At 47.2% G+C, this 21,592-nt stretch carries 17 protein-coding genes; 8 read left to right on the top strand and 9 right to left on the bottom strand.

The window, feature by feature from the left end; translation table 11 throughout:
* Positions 1-55: 55 nt before the first annotated feature.
* The 4 genes from ABIX36_RS18255 to ABIX36_RS18240 all read right to left on the bottom strand — a co-directional run bounded on the left by ABIX36_RS18255 (position 56) and on the right by ABIX36_RS18240 (position 5,467).
* Complete coding sequence (locus ABIX36_RS18255; RefSeq protein ID WP_348083607.1) at positions 56-1,063, bottom strand: NAD-dependent epimerase/dehydratase family protein; 1,008 nt, start codon at positions 1,061-1,063, stop codon at positions 56-58.
* A gap of 97 nt (positions 1,064-1,160) precedes the next feature.
* Positions 1,161-2,939, bottom strand: coding sequence for a glycoside hydrolase family 9 protein (locus tag ABIX36_RS18250; RefSeq protein WP_348083606.1), 1,779 nt, complete (start codon positions 2,937-2,939; stop codon positions 1,161-1,163).
* Positions 2,940-3,051: 112 nt separating this feature from the next.
* A complete protein-coding gene (locus ABIX36_RS18245) occupies positions 3,052-3,819 on the bottom strand; it encodes a ThuA domain-containing protein (RefSeq protein ID WP_348083605.1) in 768 nt (255 codons plus the stop codon).
* Between the two features lie 163 nt (positions 3,820-3,982).
* The gene (locus ABIX36_RS18240) at positions 3,983-5,467 is read right to left on the bottom strand and encodes an alpha-amylase (protein ID WP_348083604.1); all 1,485 of its coding nucleotides are present in this window, start codon (positions 5,465-5,467) and stop codon (positions 3,983-3,985) included.
* Between the two features lie 203 nt (positions 5,468-5,670).
* Between ABIX36_RS18240 and ABIX36_RS18235 the strand changes: the two genes are divergently transcribed.
* The 5 genes from ABIX36_RS18235 (at position 5,671) to ABIX36_RS18215 (ending at position 11,356) form a co-directional block, all read left to right on the top strand.
* Positions 5,671-5,883 (top strand): YtxH domain-containing protein, encoded by a 213-nt coding sequence (locus ABIX36_RS18235; protein ID WP_348083603.1) that lies wholly within the window; start codon positions 5,671-5,673, stop codon positions 5,881-5,883.
* A gap of 228 nt (positions 5,884-6,111) precedes the next feature.
* Complete coding sequence (locus ABIX36_RS18230) at positions 6,112-7,341, top strand: HAMP domain-containing sensor histidine kinase (RefSeq protein WP_348083602.1); 1,230 nt, start codon at positions 6,112-6,114, stop codon at positions 7,339-7,341.
* Complete coding sequence (locus ABIX36_RS18225) at positions 7,341-7,748, top strand: response regulator (RefSeq protein ID WP_348083601.1); 408 nt, start codon at positions 7,341-7,343, stop codon at positions 7,746-7,748. The genes ABIX36_RS18230 and ABIX36_RS18225 overlap by 1 nt, the downstream gene beginning before the upstream one ends.
* A 199-nt stretch (positions 7,749-7,947) precedes the next feature.
* Positions 7,948-8,670 carry a DUF4397 domain-containing protein gene (locus ABIX36_RS18220; RefSeq protein WP_348083600.1) on the top strand — a complete coding sequence of 241 codons (723 nt, stop codon included), beginning with the start codon at positions 7,948-7,950 and terminating at the stop codon, positions 8,668-8,670.
* A 130-nt stretch (positions 8,671-8,800) separates the two neighbouring features.
* Positions 8,801-11,356, top strand: coding sequence for a CheR family methyltransferase (locus tag ABIX36_RS18215; protein ID WP_348083599.1), 2,556 nt, complete (start codon positions 8,801-8,803; stop codon positions 11,354-11,356).
* 11 nt (positions 11,357-11,367) lie between these two features.
* On the opposite strand, the gene ABIX36_RS18210 is transcribed toward ABIX36_RS18215, so the two are convergent.
* The 5 genes from ABIX36_RS18210 to ABIX36_RS18190 form a co-directional block, all read right to left on the bottom strand.
* A complete protein-coding gene (locus tag ABIX36_RS18210; RefSeq protein ID WP_348083598.1) occupies positions 11,368-12,651 on the bottom strand; it encodes a Na+/H+ antiporter in 1,284 nt (427 codons plus the stop codon).
* A gap of 66 nt (positions 12,652-12,717) precedes the next feature.
* Positions 12,718-13,062: a nuclear transport factor 2 family protein gene (locus ABIX36_RS18205; RefSeq protein WP_348083597.1), complete on the bottom strand. Its 345-nt coding sequence runs from the start codon at positions 13,060-13,062 to the stop codon at positions 12,718-12,720.
* A 183-nt stretch (positions 13,063-13,245) separates the two neighbouring features.
* Complete coding sequence (locus tag ABIX36_RS18200) at positions 13,246-14,289, bottom strand: NAD(P)-dependent alcohol dehydrogenase (RefSeq protein WP_348083596.1); 1,044 nt, start codon at positions 14,287-14,289, stop codon at positions 13,246-13,248.
* Between the two features lie 144 nt (positions 14,290-14,433).
* Positions 14,434-15,585 carry a DUF3095 domain-containing protein gene (locus tag ABIX36_RS18195; RefSeq protein WP_348083595.1) on the bottom strand — a complete coding sequence of 384 codons (1,152 nt, stop codon included), beginning with the start codon at positions 15,583-15,585 and terminating at the stop codon, positions 14,434-14,436.
* Positions 15,586-15,653: 68 nt separating this feature from the next.
* A complete protein-coding gene (locus ABIX36_RS18190; protein WP_348083594.1) occupies positions 15,654-16,640 on the bottom strand; it encodes a hypothetical protein in 987 nt (328 codons plus the stop codon).
* Between the two features lie 319 nt (positions 16,641-16,959).
* Between ABIX36_RS18190 and ABIX36_RS18185 the strand changes: the two genes are divergently transcribed.
* The 3 genes from ABIX36_RS18185 to ABIX36_RS18175 all read left to right on the top strand — a co-directional run bounded on the left by ABIX36_RS18185 (position 16,960) and on the right by ABIX36_RS18175 (position 21,538).
* Positions 16,960-17,526 carry a helix-turn-helix transcriptional regulator gene (locus tag ABIX36_RS18185; RefSeq protein ID WP_348083593.1) on the top strand — a complete coding sequence of 189 codons (567 nt, stop codon included), beginning with the start codon at positions 16,960-16,962 and terminating at the stop codon, positions 17,524-17,526.
* A gap of 111 nt (positions 17,527-17,637) precedes the next feature.
* Positions 17,638-19,518 (top strand): ice-binding family protein, encoded by a 1,881-nt coding sequence (locus tag ABIX36_RS18180; RefSeq protein ID WP_348083592.1) that lies wholly within the window; start codon positions 17,638-17,640, stop codon positions 19,516-19,518.
* Between the two features lie 82 nt (positions 19,519-19,600).
* The gene (locus ABIX36_RS18175) at positions 19,601-21,538 is read left to right on the top strand and encodes an OmpA family protein (RefSeq protein ID WP_348083591.1); all 1,938 of its coding nucleotides are present in this window, start codon (positions 19,601-19,603) and stop codon (positions 21,536-21,538) included.
* The last annotated feature ends 54 nt before the right edge of the window (positions 21,539-21,592 follow it).

Here is a 21,592-nt window from a genome sequence, read left to right as displayed (position 1 = left end):
TTGTTTTTTATTCGCCACAAAAATATAAATGTTTACCGAAAAACCGATAACCTTTTTATGCTTTTACCGCTTTTTTGTTCCATCCCTGCGGCAGGTTTTCTTCTATCTCAATATTCTCAAACTCGGCGCTTGCCCGCGAGCCTACTACCTTAGCCCAGGCAGCCATTTTGCTGATGCCTTCCTTTAAGCTTACGTTAGCGCTTTCGCCAAAAACACCAGCAGCTTTTGAGTGGTCGCTGTGGGCGTGCATCACTTCCTTACGTGCTTCCAGGTGGGTTACTTTGGGCTCTACACCAAGCTCATCGGCCACTACCTGCACCAGTTCGTTCACCGTGTAAGGTTTATCGGCACCTACGTTAAATACTTCGTTGTACGCGGCAGGCACGTTAGGGCTGTTGGCAATATGCGGGGCAACATCATCAATATAGCTAAACGCGCGGGTTTGCTCGCCATCACCAAAAATGGTCATTGGCTTTTCCTGCATAATTTGGTTCATAAAAATACCGATAACGTTACGGTACTTATCGCCGATGTTTTGGTTCTCGCCGTACACATTATGCGGGCGAAACACTACATAGTTTAAACCAAACATGTGATGAGCCGCTTTCAGATCCATCTCCACAGCATATTTGGCAACACCGTACGGGTCTTCCGGTTGTGGCACCAGTTCCTCGCGCATGGGCAATTGGCCCGCGCCGTATACCGCAATAGATGAAGTGAACACAAAGCATTTCACTTTATGCAATACCGAAAGATTGATAAGGTTAACCGAACCGATAAGATTATTATTGTAATTAAACCTGCGGATAAAGTGCGAAAGGCCTTCGGCAGCATAGGCGGCTAAGTGATATACATAATCAAACTTATGCTCCTCAAACAGTTTCTCCAGCAATTCATAATCGTTGATAGAACCTATAATAAACTCAACGCCCGTAGGTACGTGGTCTTCAAAACCGCCGCTCAGATCGTCTAAAACAATTACTTTGTGCCCAAGGTTAAGGCAATGCCTGGCTACGTGTGAGCCTATAAAACCGGCACCGCCGGTTACCAATGATGTTATCATATTATATGTAGTATGGTTTAGTTTCCGCTATTGGGTGTCCTCGCACGTTCACCTTCTCAAATATCCTAAAAAAGTTGTTAGCCGGGTGTTAAAATCATCAATTACTTACACCGGCGGGTTGTGCCATTACGGCTACTGCCTGCAAAAACCAGGCCGCGTGAGGTATCCACTGCTCTGTCCAGCGCCACTCGTCGCCTTTGGCTTCTCTCTTAAAATCAATGCCCGAACCATCCCGACAGCCATCTTTGCCGGTAATGCCGTTAGAAATACCTCCGCGCTCGCTTCCATGGCCATAATTAGAGGCCATATACGGCACATTATTTTTTCCGAAACCGTAAATAAAACTCATGCTATAAGGGTTGCAGCCCATTATCCACGATAGTTGCCGTTCCGCATAATTCGCAAGCGTTGCTTTTATTCCCCAATTCCCCTCAGCAGGATAAACTAACCTGCCACCTACAACGGCGGCCGTAGCCAGTGAACCAAGGCGGGCATTCTCGCCCTGCCACCACCAGCCGGTCTCATTTTCGTGCGGGATAAAAAAGCCATCCTTCACCTTGCCTTTAAACAAAAAGCTTTGGCGGGCATAACCGAAGGGGTTACTTATTTTATTGGTTACGGCAACGTTATAGTCCAGCGCTTGTTTAATTGTTTTTAAAGCAGGTGCGCGGTAAGCCTCATCCTTTTCTTTATCCAGACACCTTGATAGCGCTACCACTGGCAAACCCGCATCCGAGGCATGGAAATATGGGCGATCTGCATCGTTGGAGATAAAATACCCGGCGGTGGTCATCCTCCCATTGAGGTTCTTAGCGCGCTTGCGGGCCTCATCGCGGTATTGATCTTCGCCCGTGGCCATCCATAATTCGGTAGCGGCCATCAGCGCACAGTAATCATCGATGATGTTTTCCTTACCGTCATCATCGTATTTGGTATTGTTTATCAGCAGATGCGCAAAGGCACGTTTAGCGCCGTCTAAATATTGGGTGGACGTAAATTCGCCGTTCTTTTTCCATTGCGAGATGCGGGCAAGCGCTGCAATGGCCATGCCCCCACCCTCGCGGAAAGCGCATTGGTACTGGTTAGTTGTAACACTATTAGCCAGCAAGCCAACCACACGGCGGGCGCTGGGGTCCTTATTAAAATAGCTGAACACGATCATATAAAAATAATCATCCTTGCTGAGGGCACGCATCATATAATCGGCCCCATAAATCGCCTCATTATCAAGCGAATCTTTCAGGTTCCATTTATTTAGCAAACCCGGGATAGCTTCAGAGGCGCCCACCATACTCCAGGTAACCAGCGGAGTTTGCTGCGGCGAAAAGTAATTGGCATACGCCAGATGCGAAAAATATTTGCTTACATCGCCCGAGGCATCGCACCAGCCACCACGCAGATCTACCTTTTGGTCGCTGCCGAAAAGCTGCATTTTGGCATCGGCAGCCAGTTCGCCGGGGGTGTTGGCGCGCTGCTTGTTATAGTAGTGTATGATAGCAGAAAGCGTACGTTTGGCCACCATGTTCTCCCCAATTTCGAAGAGGTATGAAGTATACACAAGCCCCCCATATTTAATGCGCAACCAGTATTTTCCCGCCGCCCTAAACTCCGAAAAATTGGCCTGAAAAAACAGCTTGCCCGGTGCCCAATCCGTAATAGTTTCCGGCTGGGTTAGCATGCCCGTATAAGCAACCTTGCCGCTGTTTACATTCACCAGATTAAAGCTAAAGGCCTTAGTCAATTTATTATCAAATTGCACTACGCCCACTTTGGGGCTGTTGCTATCAAAGGCGATGTGGTTGAGGTAGATCACCGGGGTGGCGAATGCTGGGGCCATCAAAAACAGGAAAATTAAGCTGATGTATAGTTTCTTCATATTAGTGATTTTTGGCGAGAACACTGTGGAAAACTTCCGCGTTTTCACACTTTTTTGCGGTTTTTTTGCAGTTTTCACATTCGGTTTTTTCTAAAAAACCGGTTTCGCAAAATTATTTTTTTACCGCCCAAAAAATGGCGTTGGTAACAATTTTACAGTAGGTGGCATCGTTAAACAAAAGCGGTGAATGGCCCATAAAAATATAGACGTTGCGGGCTTTTACATTCGGGTTTGTCCAAATCACCGGGTGGTCTCCCATTTTTACATCAGACTCGGGGCTGTACGTTTTCTCATCTACGCTGGCCAGTACCTGTACATTTGGGCGGGGGCTTTTATCGTAACTATACCATTCTTCTTTTTTGATGAGAAAGGATGCGGGAACGCCCTGCATCACGGGATGTATTTTATCCTCCACATTTACCAGCCCGGCAGCAAAGCCAGGGATATAATTTTCGTAGGTAATACCACCCATAAAACCCGAGAACCATTGCCACATAGGGAATCCATCGAACTCGCCCAGTAGCGTAGCGTGGTGGAAGCCTATCCAGCCGCCCTTGCCCCGGGTAATGTAGTCCTGAAATGCAGCCGCCGCTTTTGGTTTCCAGCCATATGGTACGTAATCCAGCTGAATGAAGAGGTTATATTTGGAGAGGAAAGCGCTATCGATATTATCGGTATTCTGTATATAATCAATAGTAAAACCGCTGTCGGAAGCGAGTTTATTTAGCCATACTTTGCCCACTTTGGAATACCCTGCATGGTGCCCTCCGTGTTCGTAAAGTGCAATAACCTTAAACTTTGGTTTTAATGGTTGTGAAGAACAGTGATGGTAAACCAGCAACAGCGCGGCGAAGCAGAATAACAGGCGTATCCTTAACATGGCAGGGTTAAGACCCGGGTGAGATAACAGATCTTGCCTCTAATGTAATATTTTATTTTTTATTTGCCGATAAGCCATGTATCTGTCAGGCAAAATCGGCGAAAATGATTGCGGGCCGGGGTTTACATCTCGACCCGCAAAATTTAGCAGATAACACCGAAACTTATTTTTTAACTGCCCATACCGAAACCGACCCTGCACACACAAAAAACTCGCCCCAGCCATCTTCGTTTATAGTTATCTCGGCATCGTGCTTATTCAGGTAATCTACAAAAACTTTACCGGCGTGTGCCCGGCCAATTTCCATGCTTTTGCTGCTTTCGTCGCCATTGGTTAGCAATACGGCGCAACCCGAGTTTTCATGCTCGCCATCGCCTTCGCGCGTCCAACCTATGCAGTTGGGATTATCAAAATAATCGCGCTGTGCGCCGTAGGCAATGTGCTTGCGGGCATATAGCAGGCTTTCCATTTCGCCGAGGGCGGGTAGCTCTACTTCATGGTCGTTACCGTCATCGCCCTTGTCTGTATATTTTGAACCATACAGGTCGGAGTAGAATACGCAGGGGTAGCCATACTCGCGCAGCAATATCAGTGCATAGGCTAATGGTTTAAACCATTGCTCAACCGGCAACGCCAGCGATTGCAGAGGCTGCGTATCATGGTTCTCTACCAGCGTAACCGCGCGTGATGGGTTGGCGGCAACCAGCGTATTTTCAAATATGCGGGTAAGGTCGTAATCGCGGCCATAAGTGGATGCATTGTGCAGGTTCTCGTGCAGTGGCGCATCAAAAAGCGACATGCGGCCTTCCGTTGCCGTAATGTATTCCTGTAGCAGGCTTACCTCGTAGCTCCAGTATTCGCCAACGGTAAACAGCTCCTGCCCGGTTTGCCCGCGCATGGTATCCAGCCAGTCGTTATAAAACTCGTAGGAGATATGTTTAATGGCATCAAGGCGCATACCATCGAACTGTACGGTATCGTGGAACCATTTGCCCCAGCGTTTCAGCTCATCGCGCACGGCGGGGTTGCGTGTATCAATATCGTCCAGCATCAGGTAATCAAAATTGCCGTTCTCATCGCCAACCACATCTTCCCAGGCTTCGCCGTACTGGTTCTGGATACTGTAAATGGCCGATTCGTTACTCGCTGCATCATAATCAACACCACTAAAGCATTGCCAGTCCCATACAAACTGCGAGTATTCGCCATGCCTGCCCGGGAAAGTAAATTTAGTAAAGGCTTCTATCTCGTAGGGTTCGCTGGTAAATTCGTTGCGATTATCGGGATTTACTTTACGTACGGTGACGGTTTCCTTTTCATCGGCACCGCCCATGTGGTTCAATACAACATCCATGTACACGGCCAGTCCCTTGCTTTTGGCGGTTTGCACGGCATCTACCAATTGCTGTTTTGTACCGTATTTTGTACGCACTGTACCTTTTTGGTCAAACTCGCCCAGGTCGTAAATATCGTATACATCGTAACCTACAGAGTACCCGCCGGCCTCGCCTTTGTAGGCAGGCGGCAGCCAAACAGCATCTATACCTATATTTTTCAGCCTTTCGGCATCGTTCTTCAAATGTTCATATAAGCTGCCATCGCCGGGATAGTACCATTCAAAAAACTGCAGCATTGTAAAATTTTCCATAAGGGCTATTTATGTTTAAAACAGCATATAAACTCTGTGGAGGCATTTTGGTTTTAAACACGACTGCAGGATTAAACGATTGACACGATTTTTTTGCGCTAAGATTATAATGACACATTGTTTACATCATCTGCACATCAAACTGGCACTATCCTTGTAAATGCTTTAACACATAAAACATTTACCATTAAAAATAAAAAGTCATGGGCTTATTAAAATTTATAGCAGTTGGCGCGGCCATTGGTTACGGAATAAACTATATTACTAAAAAAGGCCCGGATGGCCGCTCTATCCTTGATGATATTACCGACGATGCACCGGAGTGGTTTGATAAGGCAAAGAAATTCGCCGAAGAAAAAGTAGAGCAGGTAGTAACGGCATCGCAACCAAAAGGCGGCTACACCGAAACTTTATAACGATCTTTTTTTCACACTCGCTAAAAAACTTCTGCTTTTAACAGGCAGGAGTTTTTTTGTTTTAAAAGAGCTTTGGGCGGGTATCGCGAGAAGCACAAAGCACTTGCAATTAAGTATCAATTAATGCGATTAACGACAGCTTTAAATAATCTACAGCTTTAATTAAATTATTTCGATAATTTATTAAGCATCACATTATTAATTATATTTATTGCAAACTCCCGCGTTTTGAAACTTATTGATAGCCTAACCCAAACCACCAAATTGTGCGGCCCCGTGTGCGCACCTGTAAAACCAGTTGTAAAAACTTCGCTTGGCAACCAGGCTGCCGATTTTTTTGGCAACATTTTCGATACCGCCGATTGGCCGGCGCGATGGCATTGCGGCAGCTGGAGTGATTTCCACGGGTGGCTGTATATTATTTCCGATATCGGCATTTGGGCGTCGTACTTTGCCATCCCTGTACTGCTCATCATTATGCTCAGGAAAAAGCAGGACATCCCTTTTCACAAAATAATTTTCCTTTTTGTTGCCTTTATTTTATTATGCGGGCTTACCCACCTCGTTGATGCCGCTATATTTTGGTGGCCGGCTTACCGGCTAAGCGCGTTGCTGCGCTTTATTACTGCGGTAGTCTCTATTTTTACGGTGTATGCATTATACAAAGTGCTACCCCTGGTATTTAACCTGCGCACAGTTGCCGAACTGGAGGCCGAAATAGAAAAACGCCGCATGGTAGAAGATAAGCTCACCCTAAACGAGGTAGCCCTGAACCGTTCGCTGGAATTAACTACGAAGCATAACCATCAACTAAAAAGTTTCACCCACATCCTATCGCATAATATCCGCAACCATGCCAGTAATATGGCGCTGGTGGCGAGTTTGGTGAATACCGATAAGCTGGATCATGACAATGCCGAATTGTTTGAAAAATTAAACAATGTATCGCGCGCGTTGAACAATACGCTGGAAGACCTTTCACAGGCCATTAAAATAAAAGAAAGCGTGATGAAATCCACCAACCTGAATTTTGAAGAAGTAACGGACGAACTGCTACAGATCTTCGAATCGGACCTAAGGGTGAATAACGCGAAACTGGAGACAAATTTTGACGTTAAACAAGTGGTTTTCCCGCATATCTACCTCGAAAGTATCCTCATTAACCTACTATCAAACGCCATTAAATACAGAAGCCCGGAGCGCAATCTGAAAATAGATTTAAAAACGTATATTAACAACGACTTACGCACCGTTTTAGAGTGTAGTGATAACGGTTTAGGCATTGACCTGAAACTACACGGGCACAAGCTATTTGGCCTGTATAAAACCTTCCACGATCGCAAAGACGCGCACGGTGTGGGTTTATTTTTGGTGAAAACGCAGGTAGAATCGCAAGGAGGACAAATAGAAGTACAAAGTACACCAGGAAATGGTGCCACGTTTAAAATAACTTTTTAATGAATAAAGTAAAAATTGCTTGCGTTGTAGACGATGACGAGATATATACGTACACGGTTACACGCATTATAGCCCGGTCTGAAATTGCTGAAAAAACCATTTTCTTTCATAACGGGCGGGTCGCCCTCGATTTTTTCGTAGCAAACGCCCAAAAACAGGACGAACTGCCCGACCTCATCCTTTTGGATATTAACATGCCCGTACTTGATGGCTGGCAGTTTTTAGATGAATATGTAAAGCTGGTGCCAACCATGGGCAAAAAAATAACCGTGTTTATCGTAAGCTCCTCTATAGACGAGGAAGATTACGCGCGGGCAAGGGCCTTTGATGTAGTAACCCGTTTTATTGTAAAACCCCTAACGGTTGACCACCTGCACGATATTTTAGCGCAGTTACCTGTACAGTAGTTTTTTGCTTCTGCAGTGGCCGGCTGCCATTGTTTTTTTGCGGCTATCTATCTCGCAGCAGTTAAACACCAATTTCTCATCTTCTGTTTTGCCCCTTCGCCGGAGGCAAAAATCGCCCTATCTTTAAAAATAGCTTGCCTTGTTGTATCATTTTTAAAAATAGCTGCGTAATGCAGTTATTACACTTACTAAAAATGTTATGATGAAAAACGTTCAACAAAATTCAAGGAGGTGGGCAGGCATGGTCGGGATGATGTGTTTGCTGGCCGTATCGCTCAGTTCATGTTTAAAAAACAGCTCTACTAACGTACAGCCCCCAATAGCGCTGCTATCGGTTATCAACGCATCGCCCGATGCACCCGCGCTTGACTTTTACTTAAATGATAACAAGGCTAACGCTTATCCTTTTGGCTTTGGCAACGGCTTGGATTACTTAAGCGCTTACACCGGCAAACGCAACGCAACGTTTACCATTGCAGGCACCAAAACGGCTTATAAGGCCGATACTCTTACGCTTAACCAAAACAGGTATTATTCGCTTTTTTTGGCCAATACCGCCGGGCACGAAGAGTTTGTTGTGCTTAGCGATACCATTAACAAACCGGCAGATACCAAAGCGGCTATCAGGTTTATTAACCTAAGCCCGGATGCACCGGCTGCAGACCTGGTTATAAAAAATGGCGCCACCGTAGTAGCCAACAAAAGCTACAAGGGCTTTTCGGGATTTGTGCCAGTTACCGCTACTAAATACACACTGGAGATCCGCCAGGCAGGTACAACTACCGTACTGGCTACGTTAACAGACGTTCCTTTAAACAATGGGTCGTTGTATACCGTATGGTTGCAGGGCCTTGCAGCTGCAGGCGTTCCGGATGCTAAAAAACTGGGTGCTAAGATCCAAACCAACGTTTACTACTATTAATTCTTACCTTCTACCTATGAACAAAAACCCGGTTTTGGCCGGGTTTTTTTATGGGCTTAACTTTAAAGACAGTCGCGGGCATTATTTAATGGGAAATAAAATTACCTTTAAATTTTAAAATCTGCCCTGGATGAGTAAATCGAAAATTGCGCCCACCGAATCATCAATACCCCAGTTCCCGGTCGTGGGCATCGGCGCTTCGGCAGGCGGATTAGATGCTATAAAATTATTTCTGCAGGCTCTGCCCCAAAAAACTGGGATGGCCTTTGTGTTTGTACAGCACCTTAGCCCCACCCATATCAGCATTCTGCCCGAGATATTGGAAAGGGTATCGCCTATACCCGTAATAGCCATAACGGATGGCATTACCCTGAAGCAGGACCATTTTTACATCTGCCCAGAAAACGCATTTGTAAAAATGGCGGATGGCGTATTAAAACTGGAACCCATAGGGGCGAAGAATAAAAAGTTAAACACTATAGATACCCTTTTCAGTTCGCTGGGTTCGGTGCATCAAAGTTACGCGATAGGCATTATCCTGTCGGGCTCGCTTAATGATGGCACTGTGGGGATGCAGGTGATCAAATCATACGGGGGCATCACCTTTGCGCAGGATGAGGAATCGGCGGCTTTTGAGAGTATGCCCAAAAGCGCGGTGCAAAGCGGCGTGGTAGATTTTATTTTACCTCCTGCCGAAATAGCCAAACACCTCGTCAACATCAATCACCCCTTCAACCTCAACTTTTTGGCAGGTACAGAACCCGACGCGAAGCAGGAGGACCACGATGTTTTTAAACAGATACTTACGGTACTGCGCGTACGCCGGGGGGTAGATTTTCAATATTATAAATCGAGCACGTTAAAGCGTCGAATTATCCGCCGCATGGCGCTTAATAAAATAGAGAAACCGGCCGATTACCTATACCGCCTGCGCGAAAGCAAAAGCGAGCAGGACGCGCTTTATAACGATATGCTGATATCGGTAACGCATTTCTTCCGCGATCCCCAAAGTTTCGAGGCCTTATGCAGCGATATCTTCCCGGCGCTGGTGGGCCAAAAATTAGCACTAAACGAACCCCTAAGGATCTGGATAGCCGGATGCGCCACCGGAGAGGAGGCCTATAGCATGGCCATTTGCCTGCAGGAATATATGGGCGATAAGGCCGCCACCATGAAACTGCAGATATTTGCCACCGACATATCTGAAACGGCCATAGCCAAGGCACGTAACGGGCTGTACCGCCTAAACGAACTGGAAGGCTTAAGCAGCTCGCGCATCCAGCAATTTTTCACCAAGATGGATGGGCACTACCAGGTTACCAAATCCATTCGCGATATGTGCGTATTTGCGTACCATAACTTATTGAAGGACCCGCCCTTCTCCAAAATAGACCTCATCAGCTGCCGCAACGTACTCATTTACCTGGAGCCCGTGCTGCAAAAACGCGCGCTTACCACCTTTCACTACGCGCTTAACGAGAGCGGCTACCTGATGCTGGGCAAATCGGAAAGTATTGGTACTCATACCGATATTTACGGCGCTTTCCGGTCGGCCGAAAAGATCTATCTGCGCAAAGGGCCACCCGGCAGGTTTATGAACGTAGCGTCCAAAACGTCCGAGCAAAACTTTAGGAATATAGACCATGGCGAGCAACGCGGCGAAGCCAAGGACATTTATAAAATGGCCGACGAAACCATGCTGGAGAAATTTGTGCCGCCGGGTTTATTGGTGAACGATAAGTTTGATATCATCCAATTTCGTGGTGCTACCGATAACTGGCTGGGGCAGCCGCAGGGCAAACCCAGTTTTAATGTATTGAAACTGGCCCGCAACGGCCTGGCATTTGAGCTGCGAAACCTGCTGCAGCAGGCCAAAAAAAGCAACCAGCCATCGCGCAAGTACGGCATATTTTACCAGCATAACGATCTACAGCACTTTCTGAATATTGAGATAGTACCCCTGCGCGACCAGGACGAGCAACATTTCCTGATCGTTTTCCAGCAGGCATCATCCACCGGCATTGAGCCCGGAATGTTTGAGGGTGGCCTATCGCATTCCAACGCCAATTACAACGCCTCCGAGCTGCGTATAGAGCACCTGGAACGCGAGCTGATCCAATCGCGCGCGGATATGCGCGTGGTGAGCGAGGAACAGGAGCTGGCCAACGAGGAATTGCAAAGCGCCAACGAAGAGCTGTTATCTGGCAGCGAGGAACTGCAGAGTTTGAACGAAGAACTGGAAACATCAAAAGAAGAACTGCAAAGCACCAACGAGGAGATAATTGTTATTAATAACGAACTGCTTGACCGTAACGAGCAGCTAAACAACGCCCGCCTATACTCTGAAGCCATCATCAACACCATCCGCGACCCGCTGCTGATATTGGATAAAGACCTTAAAGTATTGCGCGCCACGCAGGGTTTTTATAAAACCTTTATGGTAAACGAGCGCGAAACAGAAGGCCAATACCTGTACGACCTGGGTAACAAACAATGGGATATCCCGGCACTGCGTGAGGTGCTGGAGCGCATACTACCGCAGCATAAAGAGCTGAAGGATTACGAGATCAAGTGGAGTTTCCAAACCATCGGCCCTAAGACCATGCTGCTGAATGCCTACCAACTGGATAACAGCCAGCAAATAATACTTGCGATAAAGGATATAACCAAGTTTGTGAAAAAGTAATTTTACGGCGGCTAAACAATATCATTTAATGCCGGGGCCTTTTTCCCGTCTTCATGCCTGGTGAGTTTTTTCACGAGCCACGGCAGGCTAAGCCCCTGCCCTATCAGCGTGAACAGCACCACCACTACGGAAATAAAGATGATCTCGTTGCGGAGCGGGAAGCGGGTGCCGTCGGCCAGTTTAGTTGGCAAGCCTATGGCAATGGCCAGCGATACTATCCCCCGCATACCCGACCAGCTAATGATGAGGCTATTCTTAAAATCAAGCAGGGCATCTTCGGTTATTTTGTGCTTCCCTTTTTTGAAGGCCTGTTGCAGGTTGAGTTTTTGGGTAAAAACACGCGCCATGCGCAGCAGCAAAGCTACGATGGTAATAATAAGACCATAGCCCACGTAAAGCCATACCTGCGCGCTATCTATGTGCCTGATCACATACGGAAACTGCAGGCCGATGAGAATAAATATCAATCCGTTGAGCAAAAAGATGATGATATCCCAAAAGGATTTCGACTGGTTCTTTAATTTATCGGGGAAGATCTTGTTGCTGAAACGCGCTATCCCCAGGCCTAAAATAACTGCGGCTATTACGCCGGAAACATGCACCTCCTCCGCAATTAAATAAGTTACAAAGGGCATCAGCAGCATAAAGCTAATAGTGGCCAGGCTATTTTGATGAATGTGTTTAATAATGAACGAAAGGATCATGGTCATTGCCATACCTACCAGCATTCCGCCGCCTATGAGCAAAGCAAACTGCAGGGTTGCCATCCACCAAACAAACGCTGTACCGGTAACCGCGGCAACGGCAAAACGGTAAGCCACCAGTGCCGAGGCGTCATTCACCAGGCTTTCGCCCTCCAATATGGTGTTTGTTTTATGCGAGAGGCCAAGGCCTTTGGTAATGCTCATGGCAGCTACAGCGTCCGTAGCGGATAGTATCGCTCCCAGCACAAAGGATAAGGGCCACGTCATTCCCGGGATCATGTAATGTGTTACCACCGCTATGCCCGATGCGGTGATGAACACCAGCGAAATAGCCAGGGTACCAATGGTATTGATATTGGTTTTAAAGGTTTTGTAATTGATATTGAAAGCGGCATCGTAAAGTAAGGGCGGCAAAAATATCAGGAAAACGATCTCCGGGTTCAGCTCCACATCCGGCAGGGTTGGGATAAAGCCAATGGCTACCCCGGCGGTTATCAGCAGCACCGGGTACGGCAGCTTCACCTTATCGGCAATGGCCGATAGCCCAATCATAATGGCAAGAATGAAGATAACGATGCTGTAATTTTCCATGCTAAGCGGTTAAGGCAACAGCCTAAAGGTAGCAGATAGATTTTTAATCGTTAAGCCCGCGGCTGCTTAGGCCTCAATAACCATCTTTTTAATAAGTCCGCCCTCAAATTCATAAACGTGCTTTACCGGGCCGTCGAATACCATATTGCCCTCCAGATCTTTTACTACTTGCCTTACTTCAACAAGCAAGCGCCCGTCTTGTAAAGGTTTGATAGTTTCGGGTGTAACTATGGGGTTCAGCTCGGCCCATTGCCTTGTCCAGTAATCGCGCACTTCCTGGTGCCCATGCACGTAGCCGCCTTCCCAGCCGTTTGGCCATTCCACATCCGGGAGGAAAAATTTGAATACGCCATCAATGTCGCGGTTGTTGAAGGCGGTATAAACCTGGTGTATGATATCCTCGTTCGTCATATAGTTTGAACTTATACAGATGTGCCGTTTTGCGCTGATATATCACCAAAATAAAATGGCCACCAGTTTTAGCTGATGACCGTTTTATTAAATATTTAGCTATCGCGAGATTAGCGATAGCATATCTCGTGGTGGGCATGGCCAAAGCTTCCAGCTTTAGCCAGTTGCAAGCAATAGCTTCATCTACAATGTTGCCATATCGATAACAAACCGGTAGCGTACATTGCCTTTTTCCATACGCTCGTAAGCGGTTTGGATGTCTTTAATGTCTATCAGTTCAATATCAGATACGATGTTGTTATCTGCGCAGTAATCCAGCATTTCCTGCGTTTCTTTGATCCCGCCGATGCCCGATCCGGCAAGGCTCTTACGGCCGCCCAACAGGCTAAACGCCGCAACAGAAGCAGGTTCAGACGGTACGCCAACGCATATCATGGTACCATTGGTACGTAATAAGGATAGGTACATATTAAAATCGTGCGGGGCAGAAACGGTATCTAATATAAAATCGAAAGTGCCCATGGCGGCTTTTACCTGCTCGGCATCTTTGGTTACTATAAAATGGTGCGCGCCCAATTTTTTGGCGTCTTCTTCTTTACTGGCAGATGTGCTTAACACGGTAACTTCCGCACCAAAGGCAACACCAAATTTAACGCCCATGTGACCCAAACCACCCAGGCCCAATACGGCCAGTTTATGGCCTTTGCCAACTTTCCAATGTTTCAGGGGCGAATACGTAGTAATACCGGCGCAAAGTAATGGCGCTACGGCAGCCAGGTCAACACCTTCTTTCAGTTGCAATACAAACTCTTCGCGCACTACAATGGTATTAGAGTATCCGCCGTAAGTAGGCATTGATTTATCGCGCTCCATACTGTTGTATGTTTGGGTGCTGCCTTCCAGGCAGTATTGCTCCAGGTCCTGCTTGCAATTTTCGCACACCTGGCAACTATCAACCATACAGCCGGTAGCGGCAAGGTCTCCTACTTTAAAGTTTTTTACGTGGGCGCCCACTTTTACTACACGGCCTACAATTTCGTGACCGGGCACCATCGGGAAGATCCCCGGGAACCAATCGTTTTTTATCTGGTGCAGGTCTGAGTGGCAAACACCGCAGAAAAGTATATCAAATTGTACATCGTGGGGGCCTACTTCGCGGCGCTCAAAGGTCCACGGCGCCAAAGGTGTTTTTTCGTCCTGTGCCGCATAAGCTTTAGTTTCAATCATGGTAAATAAATTTTTGTAAGTGAGATTTGTTGGGTTGCCGATTGGCTGAAACAAATATACAATCCTATAGATATATGGTGTTGACGCCGCGTACATAAAAATGTTTATGACGGTTACCCGACAATTGAACAAGCACCCGTCGGTTTACCTCTTTATCTTCCCCTTCAGCATGCGTGCTGCATGGGTGTAGCCACCTTCGGAGCCATCTACAAAGTGGATATGATCGTCCTTAAGGTCGCGCACGTAGCACGACATGACCGAGGCGCGGCTGATGTGCAGCCCGTAGATGAGCTTGCCTTCCGCCTCCAGCTTATCCAACACCCTTTGCAGGGCCAGGCGTTGTTTGGCAGTGCCCGATATTACGGTGTTTATTTTACCATCAATCACCAGCGTATCGGCCATTTCTACCAGGCTTTGCAGGTAATGCTTTCCATTTTTTGTATGGAAATACACGTAGCCGTATAAACCGAGCATCCACGTTTTCAGCAGCTGCATCCATTTTATTTTGCCCAGCGTTACCATCATCTCGTTACTTAGTTTGGAGAAGGTGCTGTTAAATTGCAGCTTGGCAACAGATATGGGCTGCCTTTTTTGTGGCAGGCCATAAATCTCGTCCATAGCGTTCATCACATCCTTAAACACTACCGACTGGCGGTTACCATCGCGGGCAACAACCAGCAGGCTCACCACCTCTTCCTTGTTCTCGGGCGGGGCTATGCGGTCCCAGCGGCATTGCATGCCGGTTAGGTCGGGTTCTTCGTCTTCGCCGGCATTGGGCGCCAGCATATAATCGTCACCTTTTATAATTTGCTCGGCGTAGTTGATGCCGTTGCCCAGTACCACCGGGATAAAAAACACCTGCGAACTGCTGTATTTGGCAATGCGCAGTTGGTAGCCCTCGGCATATATTTCTTGTACCGGTACAGTACCGGTGCGCAGTTCGAGGTTGAAATTTTGCTGTGTGCTCACCTTGTATGCCGCCAATGCCTGCATCACCTTATCAATAATAGTGGGCGGAACAATAAAAGTTGCCCCATCACCGCCAAAAAAGAAAGGTACTGTAACCCCCATGCTAAACGCGATGTTGAGCGCCGATACGATGCTGCCGGTAGCGATAAGGTTAACATTTTCATGCGCGCCACCCATCACCGCCCGGGTAGAATTTTTTATATCGGTGATCACCACGTGCCAGTCTTCCGGCACATCGGCAAAAAGGGCATCGTTCATCAGCAGATCGCCAAGGGGCATCCGGTTAATGGGTAACTGGGCATAAAACTCGCTGTTATCGGTGGGCATAAAAGATCACTTGTTCAACAGTTAATATACGAAGTTTTTGAGAAAACGATTTAAATTGCAAGCCCTCCCTATGCGGTTGCCGCCAGCACGGGCACATGGTTGGCTCCATAAATTAGCCAGGCATTAATAAGCACGTACACCAGCAGTAAAGCCTGCGCGCACAAAAAGTCGAACTTTTTGGCTTGCGCTATTTTCTCCTGCTTAACCAGCCGGAGCGAGTAGGCTGTGCAAATAATAACCGTAAGGATAAACATCAAGGTAACCCCGTGCAGGCTATCTACCAGCGTAAAGGTGGTGGATTCGGGCAGGGTGGAGTCAATAATATACTTGTTACCAATAACGGCGAACAAGGCACCCACACTTAGCCCGAAGCGCGAATCAATACTATCGGTGTGGATATAAAAGCACATGTAAGAGATAAGGAAAGCCACATACATGCCCAAAAACATCTTCCAGAACAGGCCCATGGCATCCCGATCTATCTGCATGCGCACACGGAAATTACTGTACTCGGTATGGGGTTTAGCGAGGCTCTCATCGCCAAAACCGGTTTCGTATTTTTTTACCCCGGTTTTTACGTCCAGGCTGTCAACACGCCAGCCCCGCAGGGTAAAACGCGGATCGAAATGCTCACCAAGCGTATCTACCTTAAACACCAGCGAGTGAGAATCGAACTGCGAATTTTCAATAGAGAAACGCAGCTTTTGCTTATCGAAAGGGAAATTATCAATGGCCCAGGAATCCTTCATTACGCATTGCAGCTTCATCAGCAGATAAACCTTGCCGCCGGTAGTATCAATGGTAGAGAATGATGTGGTGTACGATTTTGCCTGCGGTACTTCCAGGTTATGCAAAAAGTCGAACTTTTTGTTCTTATACTTTAGCCAAAGCCATAGGTTAACGTTGTATTCCTTATCCTTAAAGTTGATATCGTGGATGCTGGTGATGTAAATACCGGTAACTACGGTATCGGGCGTAGCTTTTTGGGCATGCGCCGGGGAGCATATAAGCAGGGCAACTATAAACGTAATTGCCGCGAGGAACTGTTTTAACATAGGGCTGTATTGGATAGGTTAAAAATAGGGATTTTTATTGGAAGATGATGTCCGCTATCGCTGTTGAGTATATTCGTTAAATACCTAATAAAGTCCTAAATAGTGCCCATAATTAACTTGAACTTAAATATATTGCAATGGCGTAATTAGCCCGGCATAATAATTAAACCCTCCAATTCTTCGCCTTTCCTGGTATTCCTGATTAGAATACTTGCCCCACTGCACCACAAGGGGTGTTATTAATATATGCCGAAAAAGCCCGACGTGCCGGACTGCCGCAGCACCAATCGGGGCATTTGTTTTGCACACCCTTTCCCGAATGATATTCTACATAAAAAACATGGTATGTATAAGCTGCCAAATGGTGGTAAAGTACGAGTTGGAAAAACTGGGCTTAAACCTGCACACGGTTGAGCCCGGAAAAGTAGAAATATTTGAACCTGTTTCTGCCGATCAGATCCTGATTCTTAAACTGGCGCTTATCCGCGCGGGGCTGGAATTGATGGATAATAAGAAAAATATACTGGTAGAAAAGATAGTATACGCCATAACGGAGATGATAGACTATGCCCATGACGAGCTCAAAACAAATTTTTCTCACCACCTGAGCGAAAAGCTAAACCACGATTATACCTACCTGGCCAATATATTTTCTGAAACAAAGGGTACAACCATAGAACAGTTCATCATCCTCAAAAAAATACAGCGGGTAAAACAGCTGATCTGTTATAACGAACTCAACATGACAGAAATATCATGGAAAATGCATTACAGCAGCGTTGCCCACCTATCTACCCAGTTTAAGAAGATCACCGGTATAACACCCTCCCACTTTAAACACATGGGCTGCAACAGCAGTTTACACCCCGAAATGTGTGAATTATAGAACTTATTAAAAAAGTTGTGTAACAGCCGGCCCCTATACCGGGTGTAGGTTTGTAGCGTCCGAAGTTTTGTCAAAAAATTTCGTGGCACTCATTCCTACTAAAAATATTACATGAACAAAAAATCTACTTTCCACGCTGGTGGCAATTTAATGCCTCAGCGCAAAAACTTCTCCGGCATCTTCAAAGCAATTTGTATGCTGGCCTTAGCCGTTACTTTTTTTTCAGCCTGTAAAAAGGACGATTACAAAGGCGAAATAGTTGGCGACTGCCCCGTGGTAGTGAGTACCGACCCTGCCGATAAGGCTGTAGATGTTGCGCTTGCTAAAGTAATAACGGTGACGTTTAATACTGGCATGGCCAAATCAACCATAACCGATAAAACGTTTTTGATTAAACAAGGCGCTACTACAGTTGCCGGTACTATTGCCGCAACAGCAGATACTAAGGTGTATACCTTTACCCCTGCACAGCCGCTTTCGCCTTTTGCAGTTTATACGGGCACCATTACAACCGGTGCTACCGATACGCTGCGCACCGCCATGGTAGCCGATTACGTGTGGAGCTTTACTACTATCCCGCAGGTAACCCTATCATTTGCCCCGGCTTTGGGCGGCACAACTACCGGTAGCGGCGCATTTGCGCAGGGCTCAACAGTAACCGTTACCGCTACGCCAAGTGCAGGTTATACATTTATCAACTTTACCGAAAACGGCAACGTGGTTTCCACAAGCTCAAGCTACCAGTTTGTTATGGCCGGCAACAGGGCATTAATTGCCAACTTTAAACTCACCCCGGCTTCACAGTTTGCCGTAGTGTTATCATCCTTACCTGTAGCGGGCGGTACTACCAATGGCTCAGGCGCGTTCAACGCCGGCAGCACGGTAACTGTTAACGCCAGCCCAAACACCGGCTACACCTTTGTAAACTGGACGGATAACGGCAATATAGCATCGACAAGCCCAAGCTATCAATTCATATTAACAGCCAATCGCAACCTGGTTGCACACTTTGCCGCTATACCAGCATCCCAATTTGCACTGGTATTAAACTCAAGCCCGGCAGCAGGCGGTTCAACCACCGGTTCGGGCGCATACAGCTCCGGCACCAATGTATCGGTAACCGCAACGGCAAATCCGGGTTACAGCTTCACCTCTTGGAGTGGCGACGCATCAGGATCAAACAATCCGCTTACAGTTAACATGAACGCCAATAAAAACATCACGGCAAACTTTACACAAATAGTTGTTACCATACCGCCAGCCCTTGGCGCGGCAGCACCGTTTGGCGCGTTTGGTGGTAATGCAGGCGTAACCAACCAGGGCCTGAATACCATCATTAATAATGGAGGTATAGGTACTACCGCCGCATCTACTTTAATAACCGGTTTCCATGACGGTACCAATGGCGACATTTACACCGAAACACCTTTAAATGTGGGTAATTCAACCGGCGGCATATTTACTGCACCGCCGGCACCGGGTAATGCTACTTCTTTTGCAACGGCTACACAAGCGCTTTTAGATGCTAACGTTGCTTACAACAGCATTTCCCCGGCCTCCAAACCGGGCGGTATCGATCCGGGCGCAGGGGAACTGGGCGGCTTAACTTTAGCCCCTGGCATTTACAAATCTGCCAGCGGCACTTTTAAAATAACCAATGGCAACCTTGTACTGGATGCTAAAGGCGACCCCAACGCAACCTGGATATTCCAGACAGCAGCAGGACTTACCGTAGGTGTTGCAGGCCCTGCGGGTGCCCGCAGCGTTACGCTCATCAACGGCGGCCAGGCCAAAAACGTGTTCTGGTACGTTGGTACTGCAGCTACCATTAACGGCGCAGGCGGCGGCATCATGACGGGGACCATCATCGCATCGGCAGGTGTTACTTTTTCTACGGCAGGAAATGCGGTACAAACGGTACTCAATGGCCGGGCAATATCATTGGTAGCCTCGGTTACCATGGTAAACACCACCATCAACGTTCCGCAATAATATCCAAACATCAACAGGTACAAGCCCCCTTTCGGGGGCACTACCAAACCGTATTAAATAACACATTTTAAAAAGAGATTATATGTTACCCATAAATAAAATCATCCCAAAAGCCATCATTTGTTTACTGATGGTTATAATGGCCGGCACAACGGTTAAAGCACAAACCACACAACCTACCTGGTGGTTTGGCGTATCGGGCGCGGCCAACTTTAACATTTACAATGGCACTACCCAGCATCTAACCAATTCCCTAACAGCGCCTACAGCCTTCCATAAAGGTAACGGCGTGCGCCCATACGGTTCCATATTGATGGAGTACCGCCCCAAGAGTGTTTTAGGCCTGATGCTCAACGTGGCTTACGACGGCCGCGGCGGTAAGTTTAAAGATGTGGTTGCACCCTGCAACTGCCCCGCTACCCTGGGCACCAGCGCAAGCTATGTAGCTATAGAACCCAGCATCCGTTTGGGCATCCCTTCATCGGGTTTGTATTTTTTTGCAGGCCCGCGCATCGCGTTTAACGTAAACAGCGGTTTTGCCTACACGCAGCTTAAACAACCCAATACCAACGGCGAATTTAGCGCCATGCGCAAATCACTTGTATCTGGCCAAGTTGGCCTTGGTTATGATATCATGACCTCATCAGCAGCCAGCACTACCAAAGTGAGCATTTCACCTTTTGTTTCCTTCCACCCATACTTCGGGCAAGATCCACGCAGTATAGAAAGCTGGAACATCAGCACCGTTCGCGCTGGTATAGCGCTAAAGTTTGGCAAGGCAAGCAAACTTGCACCTGCCGAAGTTACTATCACCCCAGCCCCTATTCACGATTTTGCGTTTAACGTACGGGCACCATTGGCCGCACCGTTAAAACGCCAGGTGAGCGAAACTCTGCCATTGCGCAGTTCGGTGTTTTTTGATGAAGGATCTACCCTGCTTTCACCGAGGTATATCACCTTAACAAGCAGCCAGGCAGCCAACTTTAAGGAAAGCCAGCTACAGAACGAGCAGCAGGTTGATATGACGGGGCGCTCTGCAAGGCAATTAACTGTTTACCATAACATCCTCAATATATTGGGCGACAGGCTGCGTGCCAATCCCGATGCTACCATCACTCTCACGGGTGCATCCGGCGCGGGCCCTGCAGAAGGTAAAACACTTGCCGAAAATGTGAAGCAATACTTAGTTACCACGTTTGGTATAGGCGACACCAGGATAACAACCGCAGGCCGCACTAAACCGGTTCTCCCATCAGAACAACCGGGCGGTACCAAAGAACTGGTACTTTTACGCGCCGGTGATCGCCGGGTTGATATCACCAGCACTTCGCCGCAACTGCTTATGGAAGTTGGCGGAGGCATGATGAAGCCTATACAGATAAACACTACGCAGATAAACCCATTGGATAGCCAGGTGGTGTTGAATATTGATAGCGCGCAACAGCTGCTTAAATCATGGTCGGTAGATGTTACAGACGATAAAGGCACGGCACAGCATTACGGCCCGTACACCCGCGACCAGGAAAGCATCCCGGCAGCCAGCATTTTAGGCAGCAATACCACCGGCGATTACAAACTGGTGATGACCGGAGAAACCCGCAAAGGCTTGCCAATAAGGAAAGAAAGCACACTACATTTAGTGCGCCAGGACGAAGCACCAACCAAGGGTTTGCGTTACAGCATTTTGTACGATTTTGATAGTTCAAATTCTACCACTGTTTATGATAAGTTTCTGACGGATGTTGTTGCAGCGTCCATAGCCGATGGATCTACCGTAATTATACACGGGCATACCGATATTATTGGTGATGATGTGCATAACATGCAATTATCAAAAGCCCGTGCAAGCGATGTAAAGGCAACTTTAGAACGCGCGTTAACTGCCGCGGGCAAAACCAATGTAAAATTTGAAACATTAGGCTTTGGCGAGGATACCGGTAATGCTCCGTTTGACAACAATACCCCCGAAGAGCGTTTTTACAACCGTACCGTTATTATTGATATAGTACCGGTTAAGTAATTTGTAAAAAAGTTATCTTACAAAGAGACCGGCTTTAGAGGAGATCTAAAGCCG

Origin of the sequence: Mucilaginibacter sp., from assembly GCF_039925265.1 — a bacterium.
GTDB lineage: Bacteria > Bacteroidota > Bacteroidia > Sphingobacteriales > Sphingobacteriaceae > Mucilaginibacter.
This window is presented reverse-complemented; position numbering and strand designations above follow the sequence as displayed.